The organism is uncultured Streptococcus sp. (assembly GCF_963516575.1).
Classification (GTDB): Bacteria; Bacillota; Bacilli; order Lactobacillales; family Streptococcaceae; genus Streptococcus.
On sequence record NZ_CAUQCP010000020.1, the window covers coordinates 1 to 13865 of the forward strand.

The following is a 13865-nucleotide window of genomic DNA, read 5'->3' on the forward strand; positions in this document are numbered from 1 at the left end:
AAAAGTGATAACCCTTTGATAACCTCTCGATTTTTAAAAGGATTATATATGTAAAGATTGAGGATTTATCTCTTAAATTTACTTGATTTTAGTGATAATTTACCATAAATATCATGATGTAGAAAAAACCAGATCTTAAGAAAGCTCGTAAAGCATCACAATTTAGTAAACGTTAATTCGAAAGAATTACTATACTTACAAAGAGCACCTTTCGGGGTGTTCTTTTTTGTACTTTCTTGCTAAATTGGTGCAATTGACACAGTTGTTGCGACTTCAGTCGCTTACAAATGTGGCTGCAACCTGACGAGGTCAGTTGCCTCAAAACGTTAATCAATACGATACTATCAACGTTTCAAAGCACTCAAAGGTTTGCCCTATGGGTGCTTTTTTCGTGTTTTTTTGAAAAGTTTACCTTATTGTTTTAGAGACTTTAAGGCAAATTCACCGACTGCCATAGGAACTACATTAGAAGCATTGACATAAATCTGAGTTGTACCTGTATCGCTATGTGTTAGTGCTTCAGAAATAGCTTCTAAGCTCATTCCTGCTTGTTTAGCAAGCGTTGCTCCTGTATGTCGCAGTTTATGAGGTGTAGCATGTGCCAGCTCTTTATGTCGCTTTCTGATGCTTTTCATTTTATTGTTTAGATAGTCGGCATGTAAAGGCTTGTTGATGTTTCCTTTTGTGTCGATATATGTAAAAATAAATTGTTCTGGATTGCTGATGATGCCAAACTTCGCTAGTTCGTATTTTTGTTGCTCTTTCCAAGAGGTAAGAAGTTGAAGTAAGTCATTAGAAATAGAGAAAATAGTTTTCTTATTTCCCTTAGTAGATTTCACTTGTCCATATCTATCTAAAGCTTAAATTAGCTGAATCTGTGATTTTGAAAAATCGATATGTTTCCATTGAAGAGCATAGGTTTCAGATTTTCTATCGCCTAAGAAAAAAGTGAAATAAAATAGGACATAATCTTTAAGGGTTATTTTATCATTCTCTAAATCTTCTTGAAATGCTGAGAACCATTCTTGGAGTTGTTCATGAGTTAGATATAAATCTTTCTCTCTCTTTGACTCTGCAAGTTGAATCTTTTTAGTGGCCTTTATTCTTCTTAATATTTTCGCAACTTTATTAGCTTCGATATACTCAAGTTCTTCTGCCTAGTCAAAGATAGAATGAACGGCACCTCAAAAGCTAGATTTTTTCTGTCTAACTTTTGGGGTGCAGTTCAATAATCATTCTGTTTTATAGATACTAAGACATCCATATAAATTTATGGATGTTTTTTATTTGTAGCAGAAAAAGAGAAGACCAGCCGGTCTTCTCTTGGGAGAGCTAGAATCATTGAAAAGAATTAAGTAAAGATTTTAATTAGTCTTTTAAATTCTTTTGGAAGATGAGTAGAGACAATACTGAAGTAATAGCAGCCAAGAATAAGAAGGCATTTGCTTCTTGCTCTCCAGTTTCTGGGAGTTGTTTTTCCTTGTCTTGTTTAACCATAGTAGCAACAGGTGTTTTTCCATCTTTTCTTGGTGAATCTTCTGTTACAACTACAGGAGCTAGTTTTTCAGTTTCTCTAGGTAGAACATACTTAGGGAGAGTCACAACTGGTGGAGTATCTGTTCCTACAGAACTCTGTTTCGTTCCAACTTCAATCACTCGATCTAGAGGTGGAGTTGATTCAGTTTGAACTACCTTACGATTGCTGCCATATACTTCGACATACTCGATTATAGCCCCATCTTTCCCTTTTGCTAGAACTTGTTCTTTCCCTTTGTCTAAGTTTGGATTTTCGTGACGGATAGTCTTGAATGGTACTGCCTTCTTAACAATATCCAAACTTGGGAGTTGGAAGACAAGCTCTTTAACCCCTTCTTCAGGACTTGAAGAAGTAATTGGTTTTTCAGGCTGTTTTGGTTCAACTGGTTGTTCTGGTTGGCTAGGTTGCAATTGCTTGATTTGTTCAAGAGCGTTGTTAAGGGCTTTGTTGATGTCTTCTTGAGTCTTCGCTTCTTGGATAGCTGTGATTGCTTTATCAGTAATTTCAACTAATTTCTTCTTAGCCTCGTTGTTAGCACCAAGTTCAGCCACTTTTTTCTCGATAGCTTCAGTCAAGCTAGCCATAGCCTTATCATAATTGATTTCAGGCTGTTCCGGTTGTTTCGGTTCAATCGGTTGTTCTGGTTGGCTAGGTTGCAATTGCCTGATTTGTTCAAGAGCGTTGTTGAGGGTTTTGTTGACATCTTCTTGAGTTTTGGCTTCTTGGATAGCTGCGATTGCTTTGTTAGTTATTTCGACTAATTTCTTCTTAGCATCGTTGTTGGTACCGAGTTCAGCAACTTTTTTCTCGATAGCTTCAGTCAAGCTAGCCATAGCCTTATCATAATTGATTTCAGGCTGTTCCGATTGTTTCGGATTAACCGGTTGTTCTGGTTGGCTAGGTTGCAATTGCTTGATTTGTTCAAGAGCGTTATTGAGGGCTTTATTGACGTCTTCTTGAGTCTTCGCTTCTTGAATAGCTGCGATTGCTTTATCAGTAATTTCAACTAATTTTTTCTTAGCATCGTTGTTAGTACCGAGTTCAGCCACTTTTTTCTCGATAGCTTCAGTCAAGCTAGCCATAGCCTTATCGTAATTGATTTCAGGTTGTTTTGGTTCAACTGGTTGTTCTGGACTTGTTTCGTCTTCAGGTTTTTGATAATTTTCATCTTTGTTAAGAATATCTTGCAAAGCAGTGACTGTTGACATCACATCTTGTACATTTACCGTATCAGAACTTAATTGGGCAGTGAGTTTATCAAGATTAGATTTAAATGCTTGGCGTGCAGTTGCAGTATCTTTCAATCCAGCAGGATCAAAATTAGACAAGTCTTCCTTCCATTTAGAGATAGATTGAAGGATTTCTGCTTTGCTGTATAGTTCGCTTCCTTCGCCTTGTGTAATGAATTGATCCACTTGCATACCGATTTTTTTGGTCAAATCATTCTTTTCAGGGTCTAGTTGGAGAGTTACTACGTGCAAGTTTTCATCAAGTCCTTTTAGGCTGACTAGAGTCTGGTCACCTTGGCGTTGGGTAGCATGACCGCTAAAGTATTTCTTACCATCAATAGTGGATGCATTGCCCATTCCATCTTGATAGGTGACTTCTTTACCATCAAGGAATACTTTGTAGACACCATGACCTGGGTCAACAAATCCTTTGATTTCTAAGCCTGTACCATAGAAATAAGCAGTCACAGTTGTCTTTTTCTTCTGATCCTCTGTCAGATGTCCAAATGATACCCATGATTCAGTGTTTTGGTATTTGCCAGAAGAGTTGGTTTCGTGTCTCCATCCAGGACTGTAATCTAATTGGCTAGCTTGGTCGTCGTAATTTGTCTGATTTGTCTTCAATAAATCAGCTTTCATTACTCGAATAGTTGCGTCGGTAGCAAAACCGAGTAGAGAACCATCAGACGCAGAAGTGAGTTTTGCTTTGAAGTCAAAGATTGAGTCAGCTTGTTCGGTGAAGTCGATAGTTGGAATGGTAACAGTTTTCTCTGTTTCACCATCTGCAAAGGTCACATCTTGAGTTGTATCTTGGTAAACCTTACCGTGAACACCTGTTCCAGGTTCCGTAATGAAGCGAACGGTAGCAGCTCCCTTGCTTCCACCAACACGCTTAATTGTAACAGTAACAGGTTTTCCTTTTTCGACATCGTAAGAAGTTGCTTCAAGCTCAAACATACCCTTGCTGTTATTGTTTAGAGTGTAGATTCCTTCTGTAGCAATTGGTTCACCTGTTTTATTAACGAGAGTAATAGTGTGTTCTCCAGGTGCTAAATCACTAGTTTCGTAAACTTTTTGGCTACGTTTACGGCTACTGTTCTTGGTTTGTACATCTGCAACTTTTTGACCATCCACGTATACAGACATTTCACCATGGCTTGGATCTACTGTTGATACGATGTAAGCCTTGGTTCCTGTGAAACGGTAGGTGACTTTGGCATCTTTCTTGTTGGTCCACATAGAAGTGCCGCGAATACCTTCTGATTCATTGTACCAAGTTGTACCTTCCTTGTCAGCCGTTGTATTTGAGTGGTATTCTAGTCCAAGAGGATATCCATCATTCTTTTCTATAGTGCTTGGAGTTTTATAGACTGAGAAGTTGGTTAGGATTGGTGTGGCTTGTGAGCCAGTAATCGTAACTCGGATTTTTTGTGCTTCTACAGGTTGGCCCTGGATCAAACGACGATAGCCTACGGTTGAACCTTCACCATATGGAACCCAGCGTCCGTTGGTCTCTACTTCAATTTTGAATCCAGAAATACGTTGTCCTTTGGCAATATCTTCCTTGAGTTCTACGACGTCAAAACGTCTCTTTTGTCCTAAATCAACTGTGAAGCTACCAGTTGTAGCATCATTTGAAAGTGCCCAGCTAGTATCATCTTTACCGTCTGTAAGGTGGCTTTCTTTGTAGAGATGGTTCTGACGAGTCGAACTTGCTGTTACAGTCGCACCTTTGGCAAAGTCAGTCGCATACATTTGATCTAGAGTCGCTTTGAATTCTTTCAAGCGAGCCACGTCAGCATCTGCGAATTTACCTTCTTTGTTTGGTGGAATGTTGAGAAGAAGTGGCGTTCCACGACCAACAGACTTGAAGTAGATATCCATCAATTCTTTGAGGGATTTTGGCTGCTGGTTATCGTGGTAGAACCAACCAGAACGGATTGAAACGTCAGCTTCCCCTACAGAGTACATATCTCCGTCAGGGTCACCGTGGTTAAGGTATTCGTTCTTAACATTTTCGGTGATGTTTGCTTTCTTGACCTTATGCCATACAGGATCACCGGCGATACCACGCTCATTTCCAATCCAACGGATACTTGTTGGTTCGGCAGAGAAGATAGCGATATCTCCTTCAGCTTCCTTGATGTATTTGAACCACTCATCAAAAGTGTAGGTTACTTTTTGGGCACCACTACCGCGTGCTCCATCCATCCAAACTTCGATAAATTTACCCTTATTACCGTATTTTGGATTACCAAGGATTTCTTTTAGTTGATTGAGGTAGTATTCGTTGTATTCTTTTTGAGTAGCTACCTTATATTTAGGGCTATTAACATCCCATGGTGATAGGTAAACACCCATGTTCATATCGTATTTAGTAGCCGATTTAGAGATTTCTTCTAAAAGGTCACCTTTTCCATCTTTCCATGGACTTGCAGCTACGGTATGATTTGTATATTTAGATGGGTAAATAACGAAACCATCGTGGTGTTTGACAACCATAATAGTTCGTTTAAAACCAGTTTCCTTTAGAGTACGGATCCATTGATCTGTATCTAAGTTAGTTGGATTGAAGTTTTTAGGATCTTCATTTCCATGTCCCCATTCAGAATTAGTATAAGTATTCATACCATAGTGGATGAAGGCAGCTAATTCTTCCTTGTGATAATCAAGTTGAGCCTTGCTTGGAAGCGGGCCGTGATTTCCGATTTCTGTTTCTTTATCTTCTGGATGAGCAGCAGGTAAAACATTTGAAGTCGGATTAGAGCTATCAGAGATTTTTTCGTATTCAAAGACGACATCATTCACACCCTTGTGCTGGATGCTGGCTTCTAAGCGTGGAGTGATTGCGCGGTAGCCTGCGATTTCTTTTGCTTCAAAAGTATTTACAAAGGAAACATCGTATTCTTTTCCGTTATTATTATCAGTAACAACATCTGCTAATTCTTGCTCTGAGCCTTTCAAACGATAATGAATGGCAAATGAACCTTTATTCACTTTATAAACCACCTTGATGACCCGTGTTCCTGGAGCTGTTTTGCTGACGACGTTGTGGGTCCACTCATCTTTGAGTTGTTTGTTGATTTCGACGCCATCAATAGAGACAATCTGGTATTTCTCTTGATTTTTTTTATAGAAGTCGGTTTTAGAGATTTCTTTTTTGAAGTCATAGTCAAAAGCTGTTCCAACTTCAGTCTTTTCAACGAAAGTATCATCAGTCTTGATTGGATTACCAGTTTCATCTACGTGTTGAACCACTACACGTCCGTAATCGATTCCTTTAATGAGTGTCGCAGCACCATTTTCATCGAAAGAATATTGATTTTCACCAATAACAGCAGTTTTATTTCTGAACATTTCTCCTTCAGGAGTAAAGTAATATCGTTTTCCGTTATCACCTTGGTACCAACCTTTGACACCATATTTTGCGATAATATCTTTTACCCATTTGATTTGCTCAGGTGAGAGGACGATTCCACCACCGAAACGGTCTTTGTCAGGGATGCCGTTTTCAATTGTGCCGTGTTGGTGAACACCGACTACTTTACCATCACCGTTGATAATACCAGCACCTGAAAGGCCTGAAACAGAAGTCATATGATAGGTGATGCCTTTTGAGCCTTTATTATCATAATTATCAACAGATTTCACGACACCATCAGCCTTGTAAAGTTGACCAGCTACAATTGGTTTTTTGAGCTCAGGTGAGCTTGAATCGTTCGGATATCCAATCGTGCTAACAGGATCTCCTGGTTGATAGGTTTTGTTTTCTGCCAAGGGAACAAAGGTAGCAGCTTTATTTGGACTAGCGATTTGAAGAGGAACAGGTGCTACAACAGCAGCCAAGTCATTTTGATATCCTTTTCCAAATTCTTTCTTGTTCCAAAAATGAATATCTTCTTCTTTGAAAAGAGTAGTATTACCCGTTACAGGTTGAGAATTGCGAACAGCAGAATTAGAACCGAGGTTATAGTAAAATTTAGCGGAATCTCCACCTCGAATATGTCCTTCTTTTGTATCACGGTCTGATTCTAAAAAGTTGTGGGCAACAGTCAAGATGACATTTGGTGCTACAAAAATACCAGAACCAGACACGATATAGCGTTGGGAACCACCATTGTAAATAGTGTAAATCATACTAGCAGCAGTAGCAGGTTGTCCTTCATAAGGGACGTGCTTCAAATCTAGACCACCGTTGATGATTGCACGATTACCATTTTCAGCTTCTTTTGGAAGTTCTTCCTTGTTTTTTAGAATGCTTTCTGTCTCAACTTTAGGGCTATCCTTCTTGTCTACGATTACTGAAGTATCTATGTTTTTCACGGGCGTATCAGGATAAGCTTGATCGTGGATTTCTTCAGGAAGTAAGTCAGTAGTCTTAGTATCTGCTACAGATTTTTCTTCTGCTGGTTTAACAGTTTTCTCTGCTTGCTCTGACTCTTGAGGTGTAGAGATTACAGGACTTTCATTTTTGACTTCTGGTTTGGTTTTTTCAGCCTCGGCCAATTTTTCTATGTTTGGTTGAGAACTTGTAGTTTCAATTTTTGCTTCGTCAGCTAGTGCTGTACCAGATGCAAAAAAAGCGAGTCCGACCATAACTGAAGCAACACCAACGGTTAATTTTCTGATGCTAAAAGTTTGCCCTTTTTCAAAAAGGTATCTATTCATAATGTACTCCTAGTTTGAATAAAGACAGTCAGCTACTGTCTGAGCCCAAGTATGACTTGGAAACGATTTTCTTTGATGATAGTTAATTTGTGCAATAGTTTGAGTATAATCTCCCTCCTATTTAAGCGCTTTCATTTTAAGGTAAAAAATTTAAATTGCCACCTTAAGCTTTAAAATAATCTAAAAACCTTAACATAACAAATATACTAAATTATTCCAAGAAATGCAATAGAGAAATGTAAGAAAATCCAGAAAATCCAATTAATTTAAAGAAAATCCATCCTGCTATTTTGTGGAACATAGAAGGATGGATTTTAACGAAGTTTAGAGTAGATTTCGTATCGCCTCTTCAATTTGTTTGGGGTCTGTTTTTGAAGAGAAGCGTTCAAAGACATGCCCATCACGACCGATGAGAAACTTAGCGAAATTCCATTCGACTCGTTTTCCTAGTGGGCCAGATTTCAACCAAACATAGAGGGGATCTGCCTCCTTACCGTTGACCTTGATCTTGGCAAAACGTGGGAAGGTGGTTTGATAGTGTAGGCTACAGAAACTGTTGATTTCCTCTGCGCTACCTGGTGCTTGTCCCATAAACTGATTGCAAGGGAAGTCTAAAATCTCAAAACCTTGGTCTTGATAGCGATCATAGAGTTCTTGAAGTCCTTGGTACTGGGGCGTTAAACCACATCCGGTAGCAGTGTTGACAACCAAGAGAACTTTCCCACGATAGGCATCTAGTGGAGTTTCTTGATTGTCTTGGTTCAAGATTGAAAAATCGTATAGTGAAGTCATTGCTGGCTTTTCTCCTTCTGTTTGGTATTTTTAGGAGTTTTCTCCTCCTGTAGTGATAGAAATCCGTAGGTCAGGGTTCCAAAAATGCTACCGATAATCAGGCCATACATCAGGAAAGGAACACTTTTATCGAATTGCATGAGCAATTTCACAAAATCTGAAAGGGACATCTGCTGAACGAAGACTTTATGAAAGATGAGTAGGGTAAAGAGGCCAATCTGAAGACCGATAAACACAACCCAGCTTCGGAATTTGATTTGGGCTTTGCTGTAGGTTTTGAGGATGATTTCTGACTTGTCATCTTTTTCCAGGTGGAGTTCTTTGACGGCTCTTTGAGTTTTTAAGGTAATGAAAAAAATGAGTCCAGAGTAAACGTAGGGCATAGCATAGCGAACGGCCTCTATGAAGCGTCCAAATAACAGATAAAACAAGAAGAGAAAGAAGGAAGAATAAACGATTTGGACCATGGAACGGGCACAAGCCTTGTAGATAATCTCTTGACGGCATTCATCAAAAGGGCCTTGGACATGAAAGAGATTTCGTAGTAGGCGAGTGGTTAAGTCTTCTTTTTTCATGATAGTAACCTCCTAAATGAGCAGTTTTACTGACTTTCTTTTACGAATTGATAGAGATAATAAAGATAAGTAATAGAAGAAAGGCTAGCGATAGTCAGCAGTAAATAATATTTCCAATCGCTTGAGATGAGCATCAGTTGTGGTAAAGATAGAATCATAAAGCACAGTGCTAAGTTGAGTATGCGCGTTTTTGGGGAGTCAATCTTTAGATAAGTCAGTCCTTTGTTAAGTGCTGGAATAAAGACTAGAAGGAGGAATATCTTTCTGATTGGCAAGTTCCCTGAAATGATGATGAAGATGAGCAGAGAACTGAACAAAATATGATAGGTCAGTAAAGTTAGTAATGATTTCATAGGTACCTCCTAATCCTGGTCTTTTTTAGCTCTTGCAATACGAAGTGAGTCGACAATATGTATCATCACTCCGAAAAAGAAAGCTCCCAGTATAGTTTTAAAAATATGTTTTGTATTTAGAAGAGAACTGATAAAATTTGGATTTTCACTTGTTAGGGTATCAATGAGTGGAATTATAAAAAATATCACTGTTCCATAAATCGAACCTGCTTTCAGACCAGGATAAGGTAACTGTTTCTTTAATTTTTTCATAGCTTCCTCCTAATCATCCTGGTCTTCCTTGGCTTTTGCAATGCGATGGGAGATGATAATCTGTATAACCACTCCGAAGAAGACAGACTCGAGGATACTTGAAAAAATATTTTTAAAAGCGAGAAGAGACTGAAGATAGTCCTGACTCTCACCTAGCAGTATATGGAGAAGAGGCGTTATAAAAAACATCCATAGACCAAAGAACAAACCAGCTTTCAGACCAGGGTAGTGTAGTTGCTTACTTTCTTTCTCAGTCAGCATATCTACATCAATAGCTGTGATGCCTGTTTTTTTGGTTTGGGAGAGCACATAGAGAGCAGAAATCATCGAAATGCCGAATATCACAATAGGATAGCCGATAGCGACAATTTGCGGGTATTTATAAGCAAGGGCAAAGGGAATAAGATTACCTAAAGTCATGAGGTAAAAGAGAATCACAAAGATTTTATTACCGATACGGTCAGCTTCGCGCCGTTTGTGTTCATCAAGTGGTCCTGAAATGCCATAAATGCGTTTGATCAGTTTTTCAGTGAAGGTTTCTTTTTTCATATGTTTGCTCCTTTTTTAAAAATTATCCTCCCAAAAGAGACTGTTGAGGTCAGTTTGGAGACTGCGGGCGAGATTGAGACAGAGTTCCAGAGTTGGGTTGTACTTGTCGTTCTCAATCATATTGATGGTTTGTCTCGAGACACCGATATCCTTGGCCAGTTCGAGCTGGGAAATACCTAGTTCCTTGCGAAATTCTTTCACACGATTCATCTGTTCTCCTTTCTGATTTGTGTCGCATATATTTGACTATATTATATTCTTCTATGGAGCGAATGTCAAGCATATTTGACATATTTCTTAAAGAAATCTTACTTGTTTTTGGCCTATTTGTCTGACTAGTGCAAGCTGGTCGGATTTGTGGTAAAATAGATAAGATATGACAAAAGAATTTCATCATGTAACGGTCTTACTCCACGAAACGATTGATATGCTCGACGTAAAGCCTGACGGCATATACGTTGATGCGACTTTGGGTGGAGCGGGCCATAGCGAATATTTATTAAGTAAATTAAGTGAAAAAGGACATCTCTATGCCTTTGACCAGGACCAGAATGCCATCGACAATGCGCAAGAACGCTTGGCGCCCTACATTGAAAAGGGGATGGTAACTTTTATCAAGGATAACTTCCGTCATTTACAGGCACGTTTGCGCGAAGCTGGTGTTCAGGAAATTGATGGAATTTGTTATGACTTGGGAGTGTCTAGTCCTCAACTAGATCAGCGTGAGCGTGGTTTTTCTTATAAAAAGGATGCGCCACTGGACATGCGCATGAATCAGGAAGCTAGTCTGACAGCCTATGAAGTGGTGAACCACTATGACTATCATGACTTGGTTCGTATTTTCTTCAAGTATGGTGAGGATAAATTCTCTAAACAGATTGCGCGTAAGATTGAACAAGCACGTGAAGTCAAGCCAATCGAGACAACGACGGAGTTGGCAGAGATTATCAAGTCGGCTAAACCTGCCAAGGAGCTCAAGAAAAAGGGCCATCCTGCCAAGCAGATTTTCCAGGCTATTCGAATTGAAGTCAATGATGAACTGGGAGCGGCAGATGAATCTATCCAGCAGGCTATGGACATGTTGGCTCTAGATGGTAGAATTTCAGTGATTACCTTTCATTCCTTGGAAGACCGCTTGACCAAGCAATTGTTCAAGGAGGCTTCAACAGTGGAAGTTCCTAAAGGTTTGCCTTTCATCCCAGATGATCTCAAGCCCAAGATGGAATTGGTATCCCGTAAGCCAATCTTGCCAAGTGCAGAAGAATTAGAAGCCAATAACCGCTCGCACTCAGCCAAGTTGCGCGTGGCCAGAAAAATTCACAAGTAAGAGGAAAAAATGGTAGATAAGAAAGAAACAACCAGTCAATTCTTGCAGAATCGTATAAAAAAATTCTCACGTGTGGAGAAGGCTTTTTATCTTTCCATCGCTTTTACGGCTCTCGTTTTAGCAGTGAGCATTATCTTTATGCAGACACGACTCTTGCAAGTGCAAAGTGATTTGACAAAAATCAATGCCCAGATAGAGGAGAAGAAGACAGAGCTGGACGATGCCAAGCAGGAAGTGAATGAATTGATTCGTTCAGAGCGCTTGAAAGAAATTGCAGATAAAAAAGATTTGAAATTGAATAATGAAAATATCCGAACAGCGGAGTAAGATATGAAATGGACAGAAAAAATAACCCGATTTGCGGTAAAAAATCGTAAATCTCCAGCAGAAAACCGTAGAATAGTCGGCAAGTACATCAGTTTGTTAGCTGTCGTACTTTTCGCTATCTTTTTGGTCAATTTTGCTGTTATTATCGGGAGTGGTAGTAAATTTGGAGCGGACCTAGTAAAAGAAGCTAAGAAGGTTCATCAAATAACTCGCATAGTTCCTGCTAAGCGTGGGACCATCTATGACCGTAATGGAGTACCCATCGCTGAAGATGCGACTTCATATAATGTGTATGCTGTTATTGATAAAAAATACAAGTCAGCAACAGGAAAAATTCTTTATGTAGAGGATTCGCAGTTTAATAAGGTAGCAGAAGTTTTCCATAAATATTTGGATATGGATGAAGCTTATGTAAAAGAGCAGCTGGCTCAACCAAATTTGACCCAAGTTTCTTTTGGTGCAAAAGGAAATGGGATTACCTATGCCAATATGATGGCGATTAAAAAAGAATTAAAAGAGGCTAGTGTTGAAGGGATTGACTTTACAACTAGCCCTAACAGAAGCTATCCAAATGGACAATTTGCTTCTAGTTTTATTGGTTTAGCCCAACTTCATGAAAATGAGGATGGTAGCAAGAGTTTGTTAGGAACTTCTGGTTTAGAGAGTTCCTTGAATACTATTCTTGCAGGGACAGATGGGATTATTACCTATGAAAAAGATCGTTTAGGAAATATCGTCCCAGGTACGGAACAGATATCACAGAAGACTGTAAATGGTAAGGATGTCTATACAACATTGTCTAGTCCGCTCCAATCTTTTATGGAAACCCAGATGAATGCCTTTCTAGAAAAGGTAAAAGGTAAGTACATGACGGCGACCTTGGTTAGTGCCAAAACAGGGGAAATTCTCGCAACAACGCAACGACCAACATTTGATGCCGATACTAAGGAAGGAATCACTAAGGACTTTGTCTGGCGTGATATTCTTTATCAAAGTAACTATGAACCAGGATCAGCCATGAAGGTTATGACGTTAGCTTCTTCTATTGATAATAATACCTTCCCAAGTGGAGAATACTTCAATAGCAGTGAATTAAAAATAGCGGATGCGACGATTCGAGATTGGGATGTTAATGATGGTTTGACTACTGGTGGGATGATGACTTTCTCACAAGGTTTCGCTCACTCCAGTAATGTTGGAATGAGTCTACTTGAACAAAAAATGGGAGATACTACTTGGTTGGATTATCTAAACCGCTTTAAATTTGGGGTCCCAACTCGCTTTGGCTTGACAGATGAATACGCTGGTCAACTTCCAGCTGATAATATTGTCAATATTGCCATGAGTGCATTTGGTCAGGGGATTTCTGTAACGCAGACCCAGATGCTACGTGCTTTTACAGCCATTGCCAATGATGGTGTTATGTTAGAGCCGAAATTTATTACGGCCTTGTATGATCCAAATGATCAAACCGTTCGTAAATCTCAAAAAGAAATCGTAGGAAATCCCGTTTCGAAAGATGCAGCTAGCCAAACTCGTACTCACATGGTCTTGGTAGGAACGGATCCTAGATATGGAACTATGTACAATCATAGTACAGGAAAAGCAACTGTCAATGTTCCAGGTCAAAATGTAGCCCTCAAGTCTGGTACAGCTCAAATCGCTGACGAGAAAAATGGAGGCTACTTGGTTGGTTCTACCAACTACATTTTCTCGGTTGTGGCTATGAACCCTGCTGAAAATCCTGATTTTATCTTGTATGTAACGGTTCAACAGCCTGAACATTATTCAGGTATCCAATTGGGAGAATTTGCCAACCCAATTCTTGAAAGAGCTTCAGCTATGAAAGAATCTCTCAATCTTCAATCTCCTGCTAAGAATTTAGATCAAGTGACGACAGAATCTTCTTATGCAATGCCTAGCATCAAGGATATTTCACCTGGTGAGTTGGCAGAAGCCTTACGCCGAAATATTGTGCAACCAATCGTTGTAGGTACTGGAACAAAGATTAAAGAATCATCTGTAGAAGAAGGGACCAATCTTGCACCAAACCAACAAGTTCTCCTTTTATCGGATAAGGTAGAAGAAATTCCAGACATGTATGGCTGGAAAAAAGAGACTGCTGAGGCCTTTGCTAAATGGTTGGATATTGAGCTGGAATTTGAAGGTTCAGGTTCTGTTGTTCAGAAGCAAGATGTTCGGACTAATACAGCTATCAAAAACATTAAAAAAATTAAATTAACTTTAGGAGACTAA

Annotated in this window: 11 protein-coding genes; 3 read left to right on the forward strand and 8 right to left on the reverse strand. The window is 39.3% G+C overall.

What is annotated here, in order from left to right:
* Window positions 1-413: 413 nt before the first annotated feature.
* From xerC to RWM06_RS04735, 8 genes are all read right to left on the reverse strand, one after another.
* Window positions 414-839 carry a tyrosine-type recombinase/integrase gene (gene xerC / locus RWM06_RS04700; protein WP_313970277.1) on the reverse strand — a complete coding sequence of 142 codons (426 nt, stop codon included), beginning with the start codon at window positions 837-839 and terminating at the stop codon, window positions 414-416.
* Window positions 840-1368: 529 nt separating this feature from the next.
* Window positions 1369-7434 (reverse strand): alpha-L-fucosidase, encoded by a 6066-nt coding sequence (locus RWM06_RS04705; protein WP_313970278.1) that lies wholly within the window; start codon window positions 7432-7434, stop codon window positions 1369-1371.
* 324 nt (window positions 7435-7758) lie between these two features.
* Window positions 7759-8226, reverse strand: coding sequence for a glutathione peroxidase (locus RWM06_RS04710; protein WP_313970279.1), 468 nt, complete (start codon window positions 8224-8226; stop codon window positions 7759-7761).
* Window positions 8223-8801 (reverse strand): DUF3278 domain-containing protein, encoded by a 579-nt coding sequence (locus tag RWM06_RS04715; RefSeq protein ID WP_313970280.1) that lies wholly within the window; start codon window positions 8799-8801, stop codon window positions 8223-8225. Before RWM06_RS04715 ends, RWM06_RS04710 begins: the two co-directional genes overlap by 4 nt.
* A gap of 26 nt (window positions 8802-8827) precedes the next feature.
* Window positions 8828-9154 (reverse strand): hypothetical protein, encoded by a 327-nt coding sequence (locus tag RWM06_RS04720; protein ID WP_313970281.1) that lies wholly within the window; start codon window positions 9152-9154, stop codon window positions 8828-8830.
* 9 nt (window positions 9155-9163) lie between these two features.
* Window positions 9164-9406: a hypothetical protein gene (locus RWM06_RS04725; RefSeq protein WP_313970282.1), complete on the reverse strand. Its 243-nt coding sequence runs from the start codon at window positions 9404-9406 to the stop codon at window positions 9164-9166.
* A gap of 9 nt (window positions 9407-9415) precedes the next feature.
* A complete protein-coding gene (locus RWM06_RS04730) occupies window positions 9416-9955 on the reverse strand; it encodes a DUF3278 domain-containing protein (RefSeq protein WP_313970283.1) in 540 nt (179 codons plus the stop codon).
* A 15-nt stretch (window positions 9956-9970) separates the two neighbouring features.
* On the reverse strand, window positions 9971-10165 hold the full coding sequence (locus RWM06_RS04735; RefSeq protein ID WP_001082471.1) for a helix-turn-helix transcriptional regulator: 195 nt from the start codon (window positions 10163-10165) through the stop codon (window positions 9971-9973).
* 166 nt (window positions 10166-10331) lie between these two features.
* Between RWM06_RS04735 and rsmH the strand changes: the two genes are divergently transcribed.
* From rsmH to pbp2X, 3 genes are read left to right on the forward strand one after another with little or no spacing between them, the layout of a single operon-like run.
* Window positions 10332-11282 (forward strand): 16S rRNA (cytosine(1402)-N(4))-methyltransferase RsmH, encoded by a 951-nt coding sequence (rsmH, locus tag RWM06_RS04740; RefSeq protein ID WP_313970284.1) that lies wholly within the window; start codon window positions 10332-10334, stop codon window positions 11280-11282.
* 9 nt (window positions 11283-11291) lie between these two features.
* Window positions 11292-11609 carry a cell division protein FtsL gene (gene ftsL / locus RWM06_RS04745; protein ID WP_000227824.1) on the forward strand — a complete coding sequence of 106 codons (318 nt, stop codon included), beginning with the start codon at window positions 11292-11294 and terminating at the stop codon, window positions 11607-11609.
* Between the two features lie 3 nt (window positions 11610-11612).
* On the forward strand, window positions 11613-13865 hold the full coding sequence (gene pbp2X, locus RWM06_RS04750) for a penicillin-binding protein PBP2X (protein WP_313970285.1): 2253 nt from the start codon (window positions 11613-11615) through the stop codon (window positions 13863-13865).